We start from the raw sequence: 18,997 nt of genomic DNA, 5'->3' as shown, positions 1-18,997 counted from the left end.
TGTTGCCATCTGTTCGCCACAAAGGGGTGAGAATCAAGAAAACGTCGGTTTCTGACCCCAGATCGGTGACCGTTCGTCCATCTATGTGACCCAGAACACCCCCTCGCGTGGACAGGTGGTCGGAGCGCCGGTCCCGCGAACACTGCACCGTCCCGTCACCGGGCCGACGCGCCGCCCGGTCCGCACGCCGACGGGCCGCCCCCTGCGCCCCACCGGGCCCACCCGGGTGACGGGGACCGGTCCCGGGCCCGGCGGAGGAGCGGCCCGGCCTAGGGGCGGCGCCACGTGCCAGGCCGCCCATGGTGGGAGCATGGGCCGCACACCACCCCACCGCGCAAGGAGGAGGCCCGCCCGTGAGCGACGAGCGCGAGAACCTGACCTATGAGCTGTTCGGCACCGCGATGCGCGACCTGGCCCGCACGATCGCCGACGACGGCTTCGAGCCCGACATGATCCTCTCGATCGCGCGCGGCGGCCTGTTCGTCGCCGGGGGCCTGGGGTACGCGCTCGACGTCAAGAACCTCCATGTGATGAACGTGGAGTTCTACACCGGGGTCGGCACGACCCTCGACATGCCCGTCATGCTGCCGCCGGTCCCGAACCTGGTGGACCTGAGCGACAAGAAGGTCCTCGTCGCCGACGACGTGGCCGACACGGGCAGGACCCTCAAGCTCGTGCACGACTTCTGCGCCGAGCACGTCGCCGAGGTGCGCAGCGCGGTCGTCTACGAGAAGCCGCAGTCCCTGATCAAGTGCGAATACGTGTGGAAGCACACCGACCGGTGGATCAACTTCCCGTGGTCGGTGGAGCCGCCCGTCGTCGTCCGAGCCGACCAGGTCCGGGACTCCTGACGGAAGGCTCCCGGGTGTGGGAAACCCGGTCGCAGACCCCCGGGGCCCCGGCGCGGCGGCGGCCTGGCATGGGAACGCGCGCCCGGGCCCGAAGCAGCCGGGCGCGCGATGGTCTACTTGCCGTCGCCACCCGAGAGGAGCGCACGGACCTCCGCCTCGCGGAACCGGCGGTGCCCGCCCGGGGTGCGCACGCTGCTGAGGCGGCCGGCCGCCGCCCAACGGGTGACCGTCTTGGGGTCCACCCGGAACAGCCTCGCGACCTCGGCAGGGGTGAGGAGTTTTTCCGGAAGGGTCTCGATCATGGTGTCCTGCTTTCTGTGAGGGGTCACCCGCGGGTGTGGGTGAGGGTGTCGCCGCAGTGGCGGCACGTCTGCGTGCGGATGTTCGGCCATCTGGGGTCGGCCGGGTCCGGGATGTAGTCGTGCTGGCCGCTGGTGGTCTTCTCGCACCTGGTCCTGCCGTCCACGCCGTGCTCCTCGGGGGAGGTGTGGAAGGGCGCGCCCCGGCCCCCGCTCAGGGCGCGCCCGGTCTCAGAGGACGGAGACGGCTCGGACGGCCGCCATCCACACGGCGCGCAGGCCCCCGGCCGGGACGCCGGGGTCGCCGGACGGGTCGGGGCCGCCGGATCGTGCTGCGGGAACGCGGACGGCTGCCCCTGCGACCCCCGGCGGCGCGTCGGCGGGGAGGGTCTCCAGTGGCGAGTGCCAGGTCAGCGGGTGCGGGTGGGGGTCCGGACCGGGAACGGTCACCACACGCGTGACCGGCCCCCGGCGGGCCGCGTAGACCGCATGGCCCTGCAGGTCGGGCCCCAGGTAGGTGACGGCCGCCCCGTGGACGGTGGCCCACGCGGTGAGCGCCGCCATGGTCGGAAGCTCGCGGAGATCGCACACGGTGCGGCGAACGGCGCTCATGCTGCCGCCCCCCGCTCCTCGGACTGCCGGGCCAGGGCGATCAGGACGACCAGGCCGCGCCGGGAGGCGTCCCGGCGGGCGCGACGCCGGTAGGGGTCCAGCGGTACGACGGGTGCGAGGCCGCCCACGCGCGGGCGTTCCGGCGGAGGTGTCGGGGAGGAGACGCCGGTCGGGCTGATCGGCCGGACGATCGGAATCGGGCCGGTGACCACGTGCGGCCGGGGAGCCTGGGGCCTTGCCGCGTACCGGCGGACACGGCCGGAACGTCGACGCAGGGCATCGAGCACGTAGGTGCGCGTGCAGGAGAAGGGGGCCGTGTCAGGTCCGTGTGCCGGGAAGACCAGGGTCGGCAGTGGGGCCAGTACGTGCCGGAGTTCCTGCACGTACTGGCGCACTCCGGATGCGGTCTGCAGCCGAGGCCATCCGAGCAGATTACTCAAAATGGCCAGCGCCGACAGGATCACCGAAGTACGGTGACCGAAAGTCAGGATTTGCATGAACTGTGCTCCTCACCGTGAGTTCCTAGGCACAGCTAGAGTTTCATGCAGATCCCACAGAATCAAGGTTTTCTCGTGATCTGCACGAAAACGCGTCGCTAGACTCGCGGCATGGATCGTCGAGCGCACTCTCCTACCGTCCGACTGCGCAGACTCGCGCGGCTCCTGCACCGCGCACGAGTAGATGCCGAGTACGGGGTCACCGAGGCCGCGAAACACCTTGGGTGGTCAGGTACAAAAGTCGGAAGGCTAGAAGCTGCGGAGACACGCCGGATTCAGCCTGCCGACATCGACGCGCTCGCCGACCTGTATCGGGTAGACGCCACCAGTCGCGCGGAGTGGACCGCGCTGGCCGCGCAGGCGAAAGAACGCGGTTGGTGGGCGAAATACCAGAAGTCGGGTGTGTTCACTGACGACCTACCGGGTTTCGAGGCTGAGGCGTCAGTCATCCGCACGTTCGAGCCCCAGGTCATCCCGGGCCTTCTCCAGACTCCCGGGTACGCGGAAATGATCCTCCGCGGCGGACAGGCGCAGGACGACGCAGCCGTTGCCGCCCGCGTGGACGCCCGTATAGAGCGGCAAGGCATCTTGCACCGCCACGACCCGCCGGACTACTGGGCCGTCATCGACGAAGCTGCCGTTCGTCGCGGCGCCGAGGCGGCCCCAGAGATCATGGCCGACCAGATTCGCCACCTGCTCCGGATGGCAACCCGCGCAGGTGTCACCATCCAGGTACTGCCGTTCTCAGCCGGGGCGCACGCGGCAAGTACGGGTGCCATCGTCGTGATGGACTACGCAGAGCCTCTGGACCCCTCGATTGTCTATGTGGAGCACTACGCCGCTAGCCTCATGCTGGAGGAACCCGACGAAATTTCGCTGGTCACGAACGTTTTCGCGCACGTGTCGGCGGCGGCCCTGTCCGGGGCCGACAGCGCCGGATTCCTTCGCACCGTCCTCGCATCCCTGGAGACCGAAACCGATGAGTGAGACCTACAGCCACCCTTACCGCAAGAGCAGCTACAGCGGCACAGGGAACAACTGTGTCGAGGTGGCGGACACGGACCAGGACTCAGCGATGCGGGACACCCAGAACCGCGATGCCGGGGCTCTGTCCTTCCCACGGCCCGAGTGGTCCGCACTGCTTTCCACTGTGCGCCAGAAGTAGGGCCGAGAAACCATACGGCCCCCCGGTCGAATGACCGGGGGGCCGTATGTGCCTAGAAACGGTGCGGTGCACCGCGGCCACTCTACCCCTACGCTCCCGGAATGCACCCTCTTCAGGGGTTTCGGACGAGAATGAGTTAGTGGTGTCGTGAAGTGGTGGGCAACGCGAAGTCCTCCACCTGGGTCGGCACCGCCCCCCGGCACAACCGCCGATCAGCCAGCTCTCACCCCCGGGCGCTGCGCAGGCGCTCCCCCAACCACGGCGGCACCCGCCCCGAGTCCCTGGGGTAGTAGCGGGCGTCCAGGGCGTAGCTGAACGCGGGCGGCGGCACGGAGAAACGGGGCTCCCCGTCCCGGTCGTAGACGATCCGCCACCCCCCGTTCCTCTCCAGGACCAGCTCCGCGCCGAACCAGGCGCCCCTCCCCTCCGAATAAGTGACCGACCGCAGGAGCGCCATCGCGGCGCGCAGGTCCTCGTTCAGTCCCAGTTCCTCTTCCCCAGCCGGCCCGGTGGCCACGAGGGTTCCGCCCGCGTAGCCGACGAGCGCCCGGTACGACAGCCGCAACCGCTCCCAGTCCCGCCGCCCGGCCGCGGCACGCAGCAGAACACCGATCCGGTCGAGCAGGGCGACCCGCCCGGCCGCGTCCGGCCGCGCCGGCGGAACGCTGGGCCGCCCGGGAGGGCCGGGCCAGGGCGGATCGAAGGCGGACGCCTCGTCCAGCAGCGCGGCCCACGCGGGACGCCACGCGGGGGAGCGCGCCGCCATCTCCTCCGCCAGGAACTCCAGGTTCTCGGGGGTGCCGTCGCGCCGCCCGCGCTCCCAGGACGGCCAGTGGTCGTACACGCGCTCCAGGACGACCTCTCCGCCGGAGACGGTGATCCGGGCGAAGAGCCACCGCCCGCGCTCGGGGTGCGCCTCCTGCGAGCGCAACCGCTCCAGCAGTTCGGGCAGGCCCGTCCCGGCGGGGGCAGCCGCCCCGTCGTCCAGGGTGAGGCCCCCGGGGCGGGGCGCGCGGAAGACCAGGACGAGGGCGCCGCCGTCCGCGTTCCGGTCGCGCACGGCCGCCGCCGACGCTGCCACCTCTGCGAGCAGCGCCGCCCCGGGCCCGCCCGCGCCCTCCGGGCCCGGGTCCGCAGCCGCGCCCCCGGCCCCGGGGGGCGGGAGGGCCGTCACCGTCCCGGGGCGGTCGAGCTCCCCGGCCGACCGCATGGCGTCGCCGACCAGCAGCAGCCGTTCGCCCAGCCCGATGAGGGGCCACCCCCCGGACGCGGGCCCGCCCTGCCCGGCCGGGATTTCCCGGGGCTCTTCGTCCCCCGTGAGCCCGAGGCCGCGCGCACACTCCAGCGCTCGCCCGGTACGGGCGTCCCCCGTGTGCTCCTCCAAGTGCCCGAGCACGGTCTCCAGCACACGGGCGTCCACCGTGCGCTCCTCGGCGCGGGCCACCAGGGTCTCCAGCGCGTCCCTCAGCGGACCCCGGCCGAACCCCTCCGTGTCCGGGTCCAGGATCTCCATCCGCCACACCAGCAGGTCGGCGTCGGCCCCCTCGACCGCCGGTCCGAGCCCGTCGTCGTCCCAGTCGTCGGGGTAGTCCGTGCGGGCCCAGACGCCGTCCCACCAGTAGGCGAAGTCCGGGCACGGCCTCCGTTCCAGCCACTCCCACGGCAGCCAGTCGGGAGCGCCCTCGAACGGGTCCACCGGGCGCGACCACCCCCGCTCCGGCGAGTCGAGGCCGTGCTCGCCGACCAGCAGGAAGCGGTCCCCCGCCACGCGGACGAGCTCGAACCCCGCCCCGGCCCCCGCGCCGCCGCGCCGGACGACGGGCCCCTCCGCCACGCAGTCCGTGAGCCCCAGCCCGGCGCACACCGAGGCGTACGCCCCGGCCCTGGCCCACAGGAGATCAGGTTCGGGCAGGTCGAAGGGCAGTCCTGGCCGGTGGAACGCCATCGTCGGGCCTTTCTGGGGATCCGTCCTGGGACCGTCTTCCTACCCCGTGGCGGGGCAGGCGCTCACCGCCCGCCCCCGCCGCCGGGACCGGCTCACGCCCCGGCGGCCCCGCCTCCGGCGCCGCCGGACCCGGCCCGCCCCGCGGTGCGCCCGGCCGCCTCGGCCCGGGCCTCCTGTTCGGCGGCGGGCTCCGCGGCCCGCTCGGCCATCCGCCTGCGCTGGGGCACCACCGTGTACTTCGGGTCGGCGGCGGACTGCTTCCCGGCGTGGAAGACCCCCAAGCGGGTACACGCCGAACCGGCGAGCAGTGCGGCGCCGCTCAGCGCGGACACCGCCCGGCTGCGGCGGCCCAGCACGGCCCCGGCCGCGCCGGCCAGGGTCAGGGCCTTGGCCGCGCGGACGAAGACGCCCGCCGTGCCCAGCCGGTAGGGCTCCCCGGCCAGTCCCATCCGGTGCTCCATGGCGGTGGACACCGCCGTCTCCACGAGCGCACCGCCAACGGCGGCCCGGCGCGCGGGGCCGCTCTGCCCGAGGGGCGAGGCCACCAGCCCCGCCCCTCCCGCCGCCGCCGAGGCCGAGGCCGCGAACAGGAACGGCATGTACCGGTACCCCTCGTGCCAGGACGGCACGGCGGTGTCGCACACCAGGGGGGCCGTGTAGGTGGCGACCAGGGGCCCCACCGCCGCGGCGCCGAGGGTGGCCGCCCGGCCGATCCGCGGGAACCACCCGGTCGCGGCGGTCACCGCGGCGACCCCGGCGAGCGGCCCGTACGCCGTGAGGATCCACGTCCCCACGCTCATCGGCGAGGTCGGCTTGACCACGCGGAGCATGTTCAGGAAGCGCTCGGGCCGCCCCAGGTCGTGGACGAGCGCCACCACGGACCCGGAGATCGCGGCGAGGGCCGTGTACTTGAGCGGGCGCGCCATGGCGTCCCGGCCGGTGAGCTCGGCCCCGGCCGCGAGGACCGACGACGCGCCGGCCAGCCCGCCCAGGAACAGGTACCCGCCGATGTCGGAGGCCTCCCACACCACCTGGTTCAGGACCGGCCGCCCGTAGTAGGAGCGGAACTCGGCGTCCGGCACCCGCGTGGGCCCGCCGCGCCGCCCGCCGTGCCGGCGGCGCTGTCCCTCCCCGACCACCCGTGCGCTCCCGGTGACCGCGTCCCGTCCGGGCCGCTGTCCCCGTACGCCCTCCCTCGTCACGTCCGACGTGCTCACCGTCGCCTCCCCGCGAACGCGGCGGCCGATCCGACCAGCAGCGCGGCGGCCGCCAGGCCCGCGTGCGCCCACATCGACGGCAGGTCCCGGGTGGTGACCACCGGGTCCGGCGGCATCCCGTAGACCTCGGGCTCGTCCAGCAGCAGGAAGAAGGCCGCGTTGCCGCCCACCCCGTCGCCGGGGTCCTCGCCGTACAGCCGGGCCGAGGAGACCCCTGCCCCGTGGAGGTCCTCCAGCCGCCTCGCCGCGCGCTCCCGCAGCTCGTCCAGGTTCCCGAACTGGATGGAGTCGGTGGGGCAGGCCTTGGCGCAGGCCGGCTCCATGCCGTCGCCGATCCGGTCGTAGCACATGGTGCACTTCCAGGCCCGGCCGTCGTCCTCGCGGCGGTCGATGACGCCGTAGGGGCAGGCCGAGACGCAGTACCCGCAGCCGTTGCAGATGTCCTGCTGGACGACCACGGTGCCGAACTCGGTGCGAAAGAGCGAGCCCGTCGGGCACACGTCCAGGCAGGCGGCGCTGGTGCAGTGCTTGCACACGTCCGAGGCCATGAGCCACCGGAACTCCTCGCGCTCCTCCACGCCGGTGTAGGCGCCGGGGAGTTCCGTGGACGGCATGCCGAGGTCGACCGGCGCGGGGCGGCCCACGCCCGCGTCCTGGTGGCCCAGCGGTCGCCGCTGCTCGACGAAGGCCACGTGGCGCCAGGTGTCCGCCCCCAGCCCGACGCTGTTGTCGAACGACATGGCGGTGAAGTCCAGGCCGTCCTCGGGTACGGAGTTCCACTCCTTGCAGGCGACCTCGCAGGCCTTGCAGCCGATGCACACGCTGGTGTCGGTGAAGAACCCGACCCGCTCCCGCTGCTCGTCCCCGTACCCCTGCCCGGTGCCGCTCTCCCCCGGGTCCCCGTGTCCCCGCGCGCTCCGCACGACCACGGTCACACCTCCGTTCCGGTCCGCTCGGTGATCCCGGCGCGCTCGCGGTGGGAGCGCACCAGCTCCTCCCTGTCCGCACCGCGCGGCCGACGCCCAGGGACGATGTCGGCGGTGAGCGCCTTGACCTCCTGGATGTGCGTGTTGGGTTCGAGCGCGATGGACATGAGTTCGTTGGCGGCGTCACCGGTCGTGTAACCGTTGGGGCCCCAGTGGTAGGGGAGGCCGATCGTGTGGACGACCCGCCCCTGGACGCGCAGCGGCGCCATGCGGTCGGTGACCAGCACCCGCGCCTCGATGGCGGCGCGGGCGGTGACGAGGGTGGCCCAGCCCCCGTTCTCCAGGCCCCGCTCGGCGGCCAGCTCGGGGCCGACCTCGCAGAAGAACGCGGGCTGGAGCTCCGCGAGGTAGGGGGTCCACCGGCTCATGCCCCCGGCCGTGAAGTGCTCCGTGAGGCGGTAGGTGGTCACCAGGTAGGGGTAGACCTCCGCTCCCGGGGTCCCCGCCTGCGGGTGGTACCGGTTGTACTCATGCGGGTACAGGAGCCGGGTGGGGTTGCGCTGCCGACCGTAGAGCGGGTTCTCGAAGGGGGTCTCCTGCGGCTCGTAGTGGGTGGGCAGCGGCCCGTCGTGGAGGCCGGTCGGCGCGTACAGCCACGCACGCCCGTCGGCCTGCATGATGAACGCGTCGGTCCCGCTGAGGGCCTCCACGCCCCGGGCCCCCTCCGGCGGCCGGTAGTCCGGCGCCTTGTGCAGCTCGAAGTCGGGGACGTCGTGTCCGGTCCACTCACCGCGCTCCGCGTCCCACCACACCAGCGCCTTGCGCTCGCTCCACGGCCGGCCCTCCGCGTCGGCCGACGCCCGGTTGTACAGCAGCCTCCGGTTGGCCGGCCAGCTCCAGGCCCACTCGGCGGCCACCCAGTCCTGCTCCGACCCGGGCTTGCGTCGCGCCGCCTGGTTGACGCCGTCGGCGTAGACCCCGCAGTAGATCCAGCAGCCGCAGCTCGTGCTGCCGTCCGCCCTCAGCTCGGTGTAGGAGCCGAGCGGGGCGCCGTCCGGGCCGCGGCCGTTGATCTCGGCCAGGACCGCCGCCGCGTCGGGGTCGCCGTGCTCGTCGGTCGGGTAGTCCCAGGTCAGTTCGAGCAGGGGCAGGTCCCGGTCGAGCCCCGAGTCGGCGAGGAGCGCGCGCAGCATCGTGCCGAGCCGGTGGACGAACCACAGGTCGCTGCGCTGGTCGCCCTTGGGGAGCACGGCGCGGTCGCGCCACTGGACCGTGCGGTTGGTGTTGGTGAAGGTGCCCTCCTTCTCCGTGTGGCAGGCCGCCGGGAAGAAGAACACCTCCGTGGCGATGTCCTCCGTGCGGAGCTCGCCGGACTCGATCTCGGGCCCGTCCTTCCACCACGTGGCGCTCTCGATGAGGGAGAAGTCGCGGACCACCAGCCATTCGAGGTTGGCCATGCCCATCCGCTGCGCGCGGCTGTTGGCGGAGCCCACGGCCGGGTTCTCGCCCATGAGGAAGTAGCCCCGGCACTCGCCGCGGATCTGCGCCATGACCGTGTCGTAGGTGCTGTGCGAGCCGGTCAGGTGCGGCAGGTGGCCGAAGCGGTAGCCGTTCTCCTCCGTGGCGTGGTCGCCCCACCAGGCCTTGAGCAGGCTGACGGTGTAGGCCTCCATGTTCGTCCAGAAGCCCTTGTAGGAGGCGCCGTTGGTCCTGATGTACTCCTGCAGGGACCCCTCGTGGGCGGCGTGGGGCATCGGCAGGTATCCGGGCAGCAGGTCGAACAGCGTGGGGATGTCGCTGGACCCCTGGATGCTGGCGTGCCCCCGCAGCGCCATGATGCCGCCGCCGGGACGGCCGATGTTGCCCAGCAGGAGCTGGAGGATGGACGCCGTCCGGATGTACTGGGAGCCGACGGTGTGCTGGGTCCAGCCCACCGCGTAGCAGAACGCCGAGGTGCGGTCCCGGCCGGAGTTGCGGGTCAGGTGGTCGCAGACCCGGGCGAACACCTCCCGGGACACCCCGCACACCTCCTCGACGAGCTCCGGCGTGTAGCGCGAGTAGTGCCGGCGGAGGATCTGGAACACGCAGCGCGGGTCGGTCAGCGTCCGGTCCTCGCGGGGGACGCTGCTCATCACCGCGCCGCCCGACCCCTGCTGCTCGGGCCGGCCCGTGCCCCGCACGCGGTCGAAGTTGGCGCGGTCGCCCGCCGCGGCGGCGACCGACGCCCCGTCGTACATCCAGCTGGAGGTGTCGTAGCACCGGCCCTCGGCGTCGAAACCGGAGAAGAGCCCGTCCAGGTCCTCGGTGTCCCGGAACTCCTCGGAGACGATCGTCGCCGCGTTCGTGAACTCCAGGAGGTAGTCGCGGAAGTACTTCTCCCCGGTGAGGACGTGGTTGACGATCGCCCCGAGGAAGGCGATGTCGGTACCCGCCCGGAGGGGGACGTGCAGGTCGGCCAGCGCGCTGGTGCGGCTGAACCGGGGGTCCACGTGGATGACGACGGCGCCGCGCGCCTTGGCCTCCATCACCCACTGGAAGCCGACCGGGTGCGCCTCCGCGAAGTTGGACCCCTCGATCACGATGCAGTCGGAGTTCTGGAGGTCCTGGAGGAAGGTGGTCGACCCGCCGCGGCCGAAGGAGGTGCCGAGCCCGGCGACCGTGGAGCTGTGGCACACGCGCGCCTGGTTCTCCACCTGGACCACGCCCAGCGCCGTGAACAGCTTCTTGATGAGGTAGTTCTCCTCGTTGTCCAGCGTCGCGCCGCCGAGGCCGGCGATGCCGAGGGTCCGCGCGACACGGCGCCCGTCGACCTCCTCCTCCCACGTCTCGTCCCGGGTGCGCGCCACGCGCTCGGCGACCATGGACATCGCCGTGCCGAGGTCGAGCTCCTCCCAGTCGGCGCCGTACGGGCGCCGGTAGAGGACCTTCTCCTCGCGGGCCGAACCGGTGGTGAGCTGGAGGCTGGCCGAGCCCTTGGGGCACAGGCGCCCCCGGCTGATGGGGGAGTCCGGGTTCCCCTCGATCTGGATGACGCGCTCGTCCTTGACGTACACGTTCTGACCGCATCCGACGGCGCAGTAGGGGCAGACCGACTTGACGACACGGTCGGCGTCGGCGGTGCGGGGCCGCAGCTCCTCCGTGGCCCCGGAGCGGGCGGCGGCGCCCCGGCCGAGGCGGTCCCCGCCGGTGGCCTGCCGGTACACCGGCCACGACTCGATCCACGTGCGTACGCCCATGCTCGCCCCCGAACCGGCCCCGCGGGCCCGTCGACCTCTCCCGCTGACCCGCGGGCACACGGCTCCACCGTCCGCGAGGCGCGGGCGGCGGCGGGGGAGGACACGCCGCCCATGGGACAGTCATGGAACTCGCCTGGGGCTGGGGTTCCACGGGCCCGGACGTCCGGATGTTTCACGTGAAACACGGAGGTCGGCGCGGGCGGGAACCGCGCCTCCCGCCCGCGGCCTCCGGCCGGAGGGACGGTCCCGACACGCCCTCCGCCCGGTAAGAAATGCCTTTGCCCTGCGTTAGCGGGCCCGGAGTCGGGCAGGTGCGAGGCTGTGAGGGACACATCATGACGACAGGCGGGGGACCAGTCACATGACCGACGTATCCAGCCAGGGCTCCTTTCCCGGGGACGACCGCGAGGTGCTCACGAACAGGCAGGGCCACCCTGTCTACGACAACCAGAACCAGCGCACGGTCGGCGAGCGGGGGCCCGCGACCCTGGAGAACTACCAGTTCCTGGAGAAGATCAGCCACTTCGACCGGGAGCGCATCCCGGAGCGGGTGGTGCACGCCCGCGGCGCGACCGCGTTCGGATACTTCGAGTCCTACGGCACGTGGGGCGACGAGCCGATCGACCGCTACACGCGGGCCAGGCTCTTCCAGGGCAAGGGCAAGCGGACCGACGTGGCGCTGCGCTTCTCGACCGTCATCGGCGGCCGGGACTCCTCGGAGTGCGCCCGCGACCCGCGCGGATTCGCCATCAAGTTCTACACCGAGGACGGCAACTGGGACCTGGTGGGCAACAACCTCGCGGTGTTCTTCATCCGCGACGCCATCAAGTTCCCGGACGTGATCCACGCCCTCAAACCGGACCCGGTCACCTTCCGTCAGGAACCCAACCGCATCTTCGACTTCATGTCGCAGACACCCGAGTGCATGCACATGCTGGTCAACCTGTTCAGCCCGCGCGGCATCCCCGCGGACTACCGGCACCAGCAGGGCTTCGGCGTCAACACCTACAAGTGGGTCGACGCCACCGGGAACACGGTCCTGGTCAAGTACACGTGGATGCCCAAGCAGGGCGTGCGGAGCATGACCGAGGCCGACGCCGCCAACATCCAGGCGACCGAGACCGGGCACGCGACCAAGGACCTGCACGAGGCGATCGAGCGCGGCGACCACCCCGAGTGGGAGCTGCTCGTGCAGATGATGAGCGACGACGAGCACCCCGAACTGGACTTCGACCCGCTGGACGACACCAAGACGTGGCCGGAGCAGGACTTCCCGCCCAAGCCGGTGGGGAGGATCGTGCTCGACCGCAACGTCGCGAACAACTTCGCCGAGAACGAGCAGATCTCCTTCGGCACCGGTGTCCTCGTGGACGGCCTGGACTTCTCCGACGACAAGATGCTCGTCGGGCGCACCTTCTCCTACAGCGACACCCAGCGCTACCGTGTGGGGCCCAACTACCTCCAGCTCCCGGTGAACCAGGCCAGGAACGCGAACGTGCGGACCAACCAGCGCGACGGCCAGATGAACTACTACCAGGACCCCGCCGGGGAGAACCCGCACGTCAACTACGAGCCCTCCATCACCGGCGGCCTGCGCGAGGGGCAGTACCCCACGCACGACGACCAGGGCCCGGAGATCCGGGGCAGGCTCACGCGGGCGCGCATCTCCCGCACCAACGACTACAAGCAGGCGGGCCAGCGCTACCTCCTGATGGAGCAGTGGGAGCGGGACGACCTCGTCCACAACTTCACGACGCTGCTCTCCCAGTGCGACCGCCCGATCCAGGAGCGCATGGTCTGGCACTTCCTCCTGGTCGAGGACGACCTGGGACTGCGCGTCGGAGAGGGGCTGGGCATCGGCCCCGAGGACGTGTCCCACCTGAAGCCGCTCCAGAGCCAGGACCTGACCGAGGAGGACCGCGAGCGCCTGGGCCGCCTGGGCCGGAACGGGGCCCGCGACGTGTCGGGGCTGACCATGACCCACTGCGTGCCCAACACCCGGCACGTGGTCGAGCGCTGAGGGCGGCGGCCGTGGACATGGGGAGGGCCCTCGGGAACGCCTCGTCGGCCGTCGGCCGGGGCCTGCTGGCAGGGCTGGTCGGCACCGCCGCCATGACCGTGTCCAGCACGGTCGAGGCACGGGTGCGGGGCCGCGCCGACAGCTCGGCCCCGGCCGACGCCGCCGGGAGGCTGCTCGGCGTCAGGCCGAGGGACGACGCGGGCGGACGCAGGTTCGGCGCCCTCGTCCACTGGGGCTACGGGACCTCCTGGGGAGCGGTCCGCGGGCTGCTCGGCGCCGCCGGCCTGCGCGGCCCCGGAGCGGCGGCCGTCCACCTGGCCGCGGTGTGGGGAGGCGAGCAGGTCGTCCTGCCGGCCACCGGCACGGCGCCTCCCGCCTGGCGGTGGGGGGCCGGGGAGATCGGCCTGGACCTGCTGCACCACGCGGTCTACGCCTGCGCCGCCGGAGCCGCCTACGAGTGGCTCGACCGGAGCTGATCCGCCGGGACCGCGACGGGCCCCGGCCCCTCGTCGGGGGTCGGGGCCCGTCGTATGAGCCCGTTCCGGCTAGCGCCGGGCCCTGCGCGAGGGCGCCAGGAGCAGGCCGAGGGCGATCATGCCCACCCCCAGGCCCAGGTGGAGCCAGTTGTCGGCGTCGTTGAGCGGCACGAAGTTCGCGGCACTGTCGAAGTCGATCACCAGGCCGTAGAGCCACAGCACCAGGTAGATCACGCCACCGCCGACGAGGAAGAGCTTCGCCGAGGCCGCGGTGCGGGCCATCGCCACCCCGGCCACGCCGAAGAGCAGGTGGACCAGGTTGTGCAGGATCGACACCTGGAAGAGGCCGAGCAGGTGCGCCTCGGAGTGGTGGCCGGCGAACTGCAGCTGGTCGGTGTTCGTGGTCAGACCGGGGATGAACCCCATGATCCCCACCAGCAGGAAGACGATGCCGACGATGAGGGCGGCGAGTCGGATCGGCTGCCGGGACAGCCGGGTCACGCCCTGGGTCGGAGTCCGATCGGACATGATTCCTCCACATTGGTCGGATTAGCCCCATCCGCCCCTCCCCTTCCGGCGAGGGGTATCGCCCCCACTACCCGAAGTGATGTGGAAAACACACCCGGGAGACCCCCGCGCGGCATGCCGACACCGGCGAACGGGCAGGTCAACCGCCTGGAGGCCCCGGGGACCGGAGCCGGGCGGGGACACGGCGCGCCCGCCGGGGGACCTCCGCCGCGGCACGCGGCCGGCGGCACCGTCCCGGCGGACACGCCGCGAGCGCCCCGGGGCTCCCTGTCGGTCTGTCGGTCTGTCGGTCTGTCGGTCTGTCGACAAACGGTCCCGCGGGGGCGACGCTACGCGTGCAGGTCCCCGGGGATCTCGGCGGAGAGCGTCAGGTCGCGGAAGACGGCCCGGAACCCCTCCCGCTCGGGCGAACAGCACATGACCCCGACCTGGCAGGACTCCGGCAGCGGCAGGTACCCCAGCCGCAGGAGGCGCCAGCCCGCGTCGCCGTCGAGGTACTGGACGTTGAGCGCGTCGCCGGTGCGGATCACGCGGAGGGTGACCTCGCCGGTGTGCGCGAGCGGCACCACCGACCAGTCGGAGTGGCCGCGGGTGAGGACCGTGCTCAGGGTGAGCGCGCCCTCGGTGAACTCGACGCCCGCCTTGACCCAGTGCTCCTCGTCCGCCCGGACCATGAGGCCGACCTGGTCGTACTGGACCTCGTAGCCTCCGCCGAAGGTGGCCTGGAGGGTGAAGTCCCCGGTCGCGGTCGCGTGCCGGAAGTGCCCGTCGTCGTGGACGAACCCGTAGTGGGTCCGGCGCCAGAAGTCCGTACGGCTTCCGGTCGTGACCGTGAGGACGCCGTCGTCCTCGGTCCAGTGGGGAGGTTCGTTGAGCCAGGTCATCTCGGGGAGCACGGCGCCACCTCTCGGGTCGGGAGACGAGAAGTCTATGGGAGGGCTCCCACGCGGACGGATCGCCATGTCCACAGGTCGACACGGCGACACAGTGACACGGCGACAGGGCGACAGGGCGACAGGGCGACAGGGCGATACGGCGACACAGAGATGAGGCGGCCGGGAGACCGGGCGGGGAAGCGGTTCAGGGGCGGAGGGCCGGCGTACCGGCCCTCCGCCCCTGGCGCCTAGGGGGCGGGGGTGGGCTCGGCGTCGTCCACGTGCAGGTCGACGCCCATGGGCTCCTTCACCATCGAGACGGCGACGAAGGAGACGGCACAGGCCACCACGATGTAGGCGCCGATGGTCCACGAGGCGTCGAAGCTGGTCAGCAGCAGCTCCGCGATCATCGGCGCGAACGCGCCGCCGAGGATGGCGCCGAGCGCGTAGCCGATCGACACGCCCGAGTAGCGGATCTCGGCGGGGAACATCTCCGCGTACAGCGCCGACTGGGGGCCGTAGCTGAGGCCCATGCCGAGGGTGAACACGAAGACCGCGACGAAGTACATCAGGACGTTGCCCGTGTCGATCATGAACCACATCGGCACGGCCCAGGCGGCCAGCATCGCGTAGCCGATCTGGAAGGTGCGCACCCGGCCGATCCGGTCGCAGAGCCATCCGCCGTACAGGGTGGAGATCAGCCAGCCGAACGAGGCGAGCGTGGTCGCCAGCAGTACCGGTCCGCGCTCCATGCCCAGGCCGAACTCCTCCACCGGGCGGGACGCGTACGTCGCGAGGAACGCGATCACGAGGTACCCGGCCGCGTTGTTGGCGAGGAAGATCAGCGCGGAGAGGACGACCTCCCTGGCGTTGCCGCGGAACAGCTGGCGCAGCGGCGCGGAGGCCTTGGCCCGGCGCTCCTGCATCAGCTTGAAGACCGGGGACTCCTCCACGGACTTGCGGATGAGGTGGCCGACGATGATCAGCAGGAAGGACATCAGGAACGGGATGCGCCAGCCCCAGGCCAGGAACGCCTCCTGGCCGATGACCACGGTGATCGCCCAGACGACGAAGGTCGCGAGGATCATGCCGCAGGGGACGCCGATCTGCGGGTAGGCGCCGAAGTAGCCGCGCTTCCCGGTCGGCGCGTGCTCCACCGACATCAGCGCGGCCCCGCCCCACTCGCCGCCCGCGGAGAAGCCCTGGAGGATGCGCAGGAGGATCAGGAGGACGGGCGCCGCCACGCCGATCTGGGCGTAGGTGGGCAGGGCGCCGATGAGGAAGGTGGCCAGGCCCATCATGACGAGGGTGGCGACGAGCACCTGCTTGCGGCCGAACTTGTCGCCGAGGGCGCCGGCGACGATCGCGCCCAGCGGCCGGAAGAGGAACGAGATGCCGATGGTGGCGAACGAGAGCACCTGGGCCACCGCGGGGCTGGTCTCGGACAGCGGTGCGAGGAACAGCGGTGCGAGCACCAGGCCGGCGGCCTGCGCGTAGATGAAGAAGTCGTACCACTCGATGGTCGTGCCGACCATGGTGCCCGCCAGGACGCGGCGGCGCTCCCTTGTCTCGACGGCGTCGGCCGGCACGGGGGCCGCGGGGTCGGAAGGTGCCATTGCTGCTCCGTAGGTTCTCTGCCGACCGGGGGTCGGGTTCTGCTGAGGGGCTCGGCCCTCGGTGGCCGGGAGGACGGTCACCGGTCCGGGACGCGGTCGCGCGCGCCGGACACGTCGTCCGCGTCCTTCGCGGGGACGTGACGGGGCACACAGACCATACGGACACCATGCCATGTGACTCAAGGCACTTTTGACAAGGGGGTCCCTTTATCGCAGATGAGAGGCCCTAACCTGACCGAACGGTCGGTGAGGATTCGGGCACGGAGCGGACAACCAGCCCCGGCCGGAGGGCGCCCGCGGCCCTCCCGGGACGGCGGCCCGGAGCCCGTCGGCGCGGCACCGCCGGGAAGGGGGCGCGGCGGCCCCACACGGCGGAGGGGCCCACCGGTTCCTCCGGTGGGCCCCTCCGCCGCCGACGGTGCGCGGCTCCCGCGTTCCGGCGGCGTCCGGGTCACACCCGGGGCAGGCCGAACTCGTCGTCCAGGGCCGCCAGCTCCTCCTCGAACCGGGTGCGCAGGGCGGCCTTGCGGTCCGCGGGGAGCCAGCACGCCTCCACCCCGGCCAGGGCCATGGCGCGGAGCCGGTCCGCGGTCGCCCCGATGTCCTCGGACATGATCCGGTACTCGGCGGCCAGGCTCGTCGGGAACATCCCCGGGTCGTCGGAGCAGGGGACGACGTTCAGCCCCGCGTCGAGCATGGCGCGGATCGAGGCGCGGCGCCACGGACGCCACGAGCGGCGCGAGGTGGTGGAGGCGACGGTGAACGCGACCCCCTGCTCGCGGAGCCGCTCCACGACGGCGTCGTCCTCCAGGACGTAGTAGCCGTGGTCGATGCGGTCGCAGCCGAGCAGGTCGAGGCAGGTGACGGTGTTGACCGCGGTGGGGACGTGCTCGGAGGAGTGGGCGGTGCGCCCCAGCCCCGCCCGGCCCGCGAGGGCGTACGCCTCGGCGAAGCGCTCGGGCGGTCCGGCGGTCTCCAGGTTGTCGAGCCCGATCCCGGCGACGTACTCGTGCGGGTGGTCGACCACCTGCCGCACCAGGGCGAGGGCGTCCTCGCCGCTCCGGCTGCGGTCGATGCCCTGGATCAGGAAGCCGCTCATGCCGAAGTCGCGCTCGGCCATGCGGATGCCCTCGGCGTAGGCCTCGACGCAGCCCGAGTAGCCGAGCCCGGCCAGGTGCGCGGGCGGCGCGTCGAAGAAGAGCTCCAGGTGGCGGGTGGAGCTGGTCCGGTGCGCGTCCTCGAAGGCCTCGTAGACGATGCGGGTCAGGTCGTCGGCGTCGCGCAGCACCTCCGTGACCCAGCGCGAGACCTGGAAGAGCGAGTAGGACACCTCCGGCTCGTCGGGGGACCTGTCCTGGGGGACGGGGATGCGCGTGTTCCGGTACAGGTCGGGGTCGGGCGGCAGCGAGTTGATGTCGGCGTACACGCGCTCGGGCTCCGCCGGCAGGTCGAGACCCTCCCTCCTGGCCAGCTCGGCGAAGGTCGACGCGCGCACGGTCCCGATGAGGTGGCAGTGCAGCTCCGCCTTGGGCATCCTGGCGACGTAGTCGGCGGGAAGGCTGTGCGGGGTGTTCATGGGCTCCCGGTCTGGTTGGAAACGGGTGGTACGGGTCGGGCCCCGCTGCGCGGATCGCGCCGCGGGGCCCGTGGGCGGCGCTCTCAGCCCGCGGTGACCTCGCGGGCGAAGCGCTCGACCCACTCGCCGCGCGTGGGGACGAGCTCGGCGGGGTCGAGGGTCCCGTAGCCCGCGGCGATCGGGTCGTCGGCGACGTCGCCGACCACGTCGGTGATCGTGGCGGGCACGGTGGCGTCGGGGTGCACCGGCATGTCCCCGACCAGTTCGGCCGAGGCGGTCTGGGCCTCGGGCGACAGCAGGTAGTCGACGAAGGCGTGCGCGTCCTCCGCGTGCGCGGCGCCGACGGGGATCATCGCCCGGTTGGTGGCCATGTAGGACCCGCTGGCGGGCGGGGTCCAGGCGACCGGCTCTCCCGCGGCGACCATCTCCGTCGCGAAGCCGCTCAGCGCGTCGGCGGCCACGATCTCGCCCTGGGCGAGGAGGTTGGTGACCTCCGTCGTCGACGTGTAGAACTGGAGCACGCCGGGGGCCCAGCCGCCCAGGGTGTCGAGGGCGGTGTCGATGTCGTAGGGGCCCTCGCCGTAGGTCTCGGCCACACCGGAGACCATCAGCTGGCCCGCGGTGACCGAGATGTCGGGCAGGGCCAGCCGCCCGGCGTGGGCCTCGGAGCCGTAGAGCCCCCAGTCGGCGGCCTCCTCGGCCCCCAGCTCGTCCGTGTTGTAGAGCGTGCCGTTGAGCTGGTAGCTGTACGCCGGACCGGAGTAGCCCTCCTCGACGGCGAAGTCGGCGATCTCCGCGAGGTGGGGGACCTGCTCGGCGTCCACCTCCTGGAAGAGCCCGCCCTCCTGGCCGAGGGCGGCGTAGTAGTCGGAGATGAGGACGACGTCGGACCCGCCCCCGCCCTCCAGGTCCAGCTTGGAGAGGCGGTCGGAGTTGGAGCCGGTGTCGAGGACGACCTCGATCCCGGTCGCCTCCGTGAAGGGGTCGACGACGGCCTCCTGGAACTCCTCCACCCCGAACGGGAAGGTGCTCACGACGAGGGCGTCCGCGCTCTCGTCGTCCGAGGAGGAGCAGCCGGTGAGGACGACCGCGGCCGCGACGCCCGCGGTCAGGATCGGGCCGGGGCGGCGGATGGCGTGGGACATGGCGTGCGGTTTC

The 18,997-nt window shown here is 72.3% G+C and carries 18 protein-coding genes; 5 read left to right on the top strand and 13 right to left on the bottom strand.

Features of this window, described 5'->3' with window-relative positions; translation table 11 throughout:
* Positions 1 to 353: 353 nt before the first annotated feature.
* Positions 354 to 851, top strand: coding sequence for a phosphoribosyltransferase (locus tag OUQ99_RS00170; protein ID WP_267947384.1), 498 nt, complete (start codon positions 354 to 356; stop codon positions 849 to 851).
* A gap of 113 nt (positions 852 to 964) precedes the next feature.
* Here OUQ99_RS00170 and OUQ99_RS00165 read toward each other — a convergent pair whose 3' ends face one another.
* The 4 genes from OUQ99_RS00165 to OUQ99_RS00150 form a co-directional block, all read right to left on the bottom strand.
* The gene (locus tag OUQ99_RS00165; protein WP_267947383.1) at positions 965 to 1,153 is read right to left on the bottom strand and encodes a BldC family transcriptional regulator; all 189 of its coding nucleotides are present in this window, start codon (positions 1,151 to 1,153) and stop codon (positions 965 to 967) included.
* Between the two features lie 23 nt (positions 1,154 to 1,176).
* The gene (locus OUQ99_RS00160; RefSeq protein ID WP_267947382.1) at positions 1,177 to 1,317 is read right to left on the bottom strand and encodes a hypothetical protein; all 141 of its coding nucleotides are present in this window, start codon (positions 1,315 to 1,317) and stop codon (positions 1,177 to 1,179) included.
* A gap of 64 nt (positions 1,318 to 1,381) precedes the next feature.
* Positions 1,382 to 1,762 carry a hypothetical protein gene (locus OUQ99_RS00155; RefSeq protein ID WP_267947381.1) on the bottom strand — a complete coding sequence of 127 codons (381 nt, stop codon included), beginning with the start codon at positions 1,760 to 1,762 and terminating at the stop codon, positions 1,382 to 1,384.
* Positions 1,759 to 2,157 carry a hypothetical protein gene (locus OUQ99_RS00150; RefSeq protein WP_267947380.1) on the bottom strand — a complete coding sequence of 133 codons (399 nt, stop codon included), beginning with the start codon at positions 2,155 to 2,157 and terminating at the stop codon, positions 1,759 to 1,761. The genes OUQ99_RS00155 and OUQ99_RS00150 overlap by 4 nt, the downstream gene beginning before the upstream one ends.
* Before the next feature lie 213 nt (positions 2,158 to 2,370).
* On the opposite strand from OUQ99_RS00150, the gene OUQ99_RS00145 reads away from it, so the two are divergent.
* Together OUQ99_RS00145 and OUQ99_RS00140 are read left to right on the top strand one after the other, a co-directional pair.
* The gene (locus OUQ99_RS00145) at positions 2,371 to 3,246 is read left to right on the top strand and encodes a helix-turn-helix domain-containing protein (protein ID WP_267947379.1); all 876 of its coding nucleotides are present in this window, start codon (positions 2,371 to 2,373) and stop codon (positions 3,244 to 3,246) included.
* Positions 3,239 to 3,424, top strand: a complete 186-nt coding sequence (locus OUQ99_RS00140; protein WP_267947378.1) for a DUF397 domain-containing protein — start codon at positions 3,239 to 3,241, stop codon at positions 3,422 to 3,424. The genes OUQ99_RS00145 and OUQ99_RS00140 overlap by 8 nt, the downstream gene beginning before the upstream one ends.
* Before the next feature lie 223 nt (positions 3,425 to 3,647).
* On the opposite strand, the gene OUQ99_RS00135 is transcribed toward OUQ99_RS00140, so the two are convergent.
* The 4 genes from OUQ99_RS00135 to fdh form a co-directional block, all read right to left on the bottom strand.
* Entirely contained in the window at positions 3,648 to 5,369 is a 1,722-nt protein-coding gene (locus tag OUQ99_RS00135) for a hypothetical protein (protein WP_267947377.1), read from the bottom strand.
* A 92-nt stretch (positions 5,370 to 5,461) separates the two neighbouring features.
* A complete protein-coding gene (gene nrfD / locus OUQ99_RS00130; RefSeq protein ID WP_267947376.1) occupies positions 5,462 to 6,586 on the bottom strand; it encodes an NrfD/PsrC family molybdoenzyme membrane anchor subunit in 1,125 nt (374 codons plus the stop codon).
* On the bottom strand, positions 6,583 to 7,509 hold the full coding sequence (locus tag OUQ99_RS00125; protein ID WP_346660258.1) for a 4Fe-4S dicluster domain-containing protein: 927 nt from the start codon (positions 7,507 to 7,509) through the stop codon (positions 6,583 to 6,585). The genes nrfD and OUQ99_RS00125 overlap by 4 nt, the downstream gene beginning before the upstream one ends.
* 8 nt (positions 7,510 to 7,517) lie before the next feature.
* Complete coding sequence (fdh, locus tag OUQ99_RS00120; protein ID WP_267947375.1) at positions 7,518 to 10,748, bottom strand: formate dehydrogenase; 3,231 nt, start codon at positions 10,746 to 10,748, stop codon at positions 7,518 to 7,520.
* A gap of 361 nt (positions 10,749 to 11,109) precedes the next feature.
* Between fdh and OUQ99_RS00115 the strand changes: the two genes are divergently transcribed.
* Entirely contained in the window at positions 11,110 to 12,768 is a 1,659-nt protein-coding gene (locus OUQ99_RS00115; RefSeq protein ID WP_267947374.1) for a catalase, read from the top strand.
* 17 nt (positions 12,769 to 12,785) lie between these two features.
* On the top strand, positions 12,786 to 13,244 hold the full coding sequence (locus tag OUQ99_RS00110; protein ID WP_267950583.1) for a hypothetical protein: 459 nt from the start codon (positions 12,786 to 12,788) through the stop codon (positions 13,242 to 13,244).
* 69 nt (positions 13,245 to 13,313) lie between these two features.
* Here OUQ99_RS00110 and OUQ99_RS00105 read toward each other — a convergent pair whose 3' ends face one another.
* The 5 genes from OUQ99_RS00105 to OUQ99_RS00085 form a co-directional block, all read right to left on the bottom strand.
* Positions 13,314 to 13,772 (bottom strand): DUF4383 domain-containing protein, encoded by a 459-nt coding sequence (locus tag OUQ99_RS00105; RefSeq protein WP_267947373.1) that lies wholly within the window; start codon positions 13,770 to 13,772, stop codon positions 13,314 to 13,316.
* A gap of 329 nt (positions 13,773 to 14,101) precedes the next feature.
* A complete protein-coding gene (locus OUQ99_RS00100) occupies positions 14,102 to 14,668 on the bottom strand; it encodes a DUF1349 domain-containing protein (protein WP_267947372.1) in 567 nt (188 codons plus the stop codon).
* 227 nt (positions 14,669 to 14,895) lie between these two features.
* Positions 14,896 to 16,263, bottom strand: coding sequence for an MFS transporter (locus OUQ99_RS00095; RefSeq protein WP_267947371.1), 1,368 nt, complete (start codon positions 16,261 to 16,263; stop codon positions 14,896 to 14,898).
* Between the two features lie 451 nt (positions 16,264 to 16,714).
* Positions 16,715 to 17,839, bottom strand: a complete 1,125-nt coding sequence (locus OUQ99_RS00090; RefSeq protein WP_267947370.1) for an adenosine deaminase family protein — start codon at positions 17,837 to 17,839, stop codon at positions 16,715 to 16,717.
* 83 nt (positions 17,840 to 17,922) lie between these two features.
* The gene (locus OUQ99_RS00085) at positions 17,923 to 18,984 is read right to left on the bottom strand and encodes an ABC transporter substrate-binding protein (RefSeq protein WP_267947369.1); all 1,062 of its coding nucleotides are present in this window, start codon (positions 18,982 to 18,984) and stop codon (positions 17,923 to 17,925) included.
* Positions 18,985 to 18,997: the final 13 nt, after the last annotated feature.

The sequence above is a fragment of the Streptomonospora nanhaiensis genome (assembly GCF_026642255.1).
GTDB lineage: Bacteria > Actinomycetota > Actinomycetes > Streptosporangiales > Streptosporangiaceae > Nocardiopsis > Nocardiopsis tropica.
The sequence above is the reverse complement of the archived record's forward strand: the minus strand, read 5'-3'. Positions and strand labels throughout refer to the sequence as shown.

What these genes read in the sequence shown, in the direction of transcription:
- OUQ99_RS00165 (WP_267947383.1), bottom strand. Translation starts at nt 1,153, where the DNA reads ATGATCGAGACCCTTCCGGAAAAACTCCTCACCCCTGCCGAGGTCGCG.
- OUQ99_RS00155 (WP_267947381.1), bottom strand. Translation starts at nt 1,762, where the DNA reads ATGAGCGCCGTTCGCCGCACCGTGTGCGATCTCCGCGAGCTTCCGACC.
- OUQ99_RS00145 (WP_267947379.1), top strand. Translation starts at nt 2,371, where the DNA reads ATGGATCGTCGAGCGCACTCTCCTACCGTCCGACTGCGCAGACTCGCG.
- OUQ99_RS00140 (WP_267947378.1), top strand. Translation starts at nt 3,239, where the DNA reads ATGAGTGAGACCTACAGCCACCCTTACCGCAAGAGCAGCTACAGCGGC.
- OUQ99_RS00135 (WP_267947377.1), bottom strand. Translation starts at nt 5,369, where the DNA reads ATGGCGTTCCACCGGCCAGGACTGCCCTTCGACCTGCCCGAACCTGAT.
- fdh (WP_267947375.1), bottom strand. Translation starts at nt 10,748, where the DNA reads ATGGGCGTACGCACGTGGATCGAGTCGTGGCCGGTGTACCGGCAGGCC.
- OUQ99_RS00115 (WP_267947374.1), top strand. Translation starts at nt 11,110, where the DNA reads ATGACCGACGTATCCAGCCAGGGCTCCTTTCCCGGGGACGACCGCGAG.
- OUQ99_RS00110 (WP_267950583.1), top strand. Translation starts at nt 12,786, where the DNA reads ATGGGGAGGGCCCTCGGGAACGCCTCGTCGGCCGTCGGCCGGGGCCTG.
- OUQ99_RS00105 (WP_267947373.1), bottom strand. Translation starts at nt 13,772, where the DNA reads ATGTCCGATCGGACTCCGACCCAGGGCGTGACCCGGCTGTCCCGGCAG.
- OUQ99_RS00095 (WP_267947371.1), bottom strand. Translation starts at nt 16,263, where the DNA reads ATGGCACCTTCCGACCCCGCGGCCCCCGTGCCGGCCGACGCCGTCGAG.
- OUQ99_RS00090 (WP_267947370.1), bottom strand. Translation starts at nt 17,839, where the DNA reads ATGAACACCCCGCACAGCCTTCCCGCCGACTACGTCGCCAGGATGCCC.
- OUQ99_RS00085 (WP_267947369.1), bottom strand. Translation starts at nt 18,984, where the DNA reads ATGTCCCACGCCATCCGCCGCCCCGGCCCGATCCTGACCGCGGGCGTC.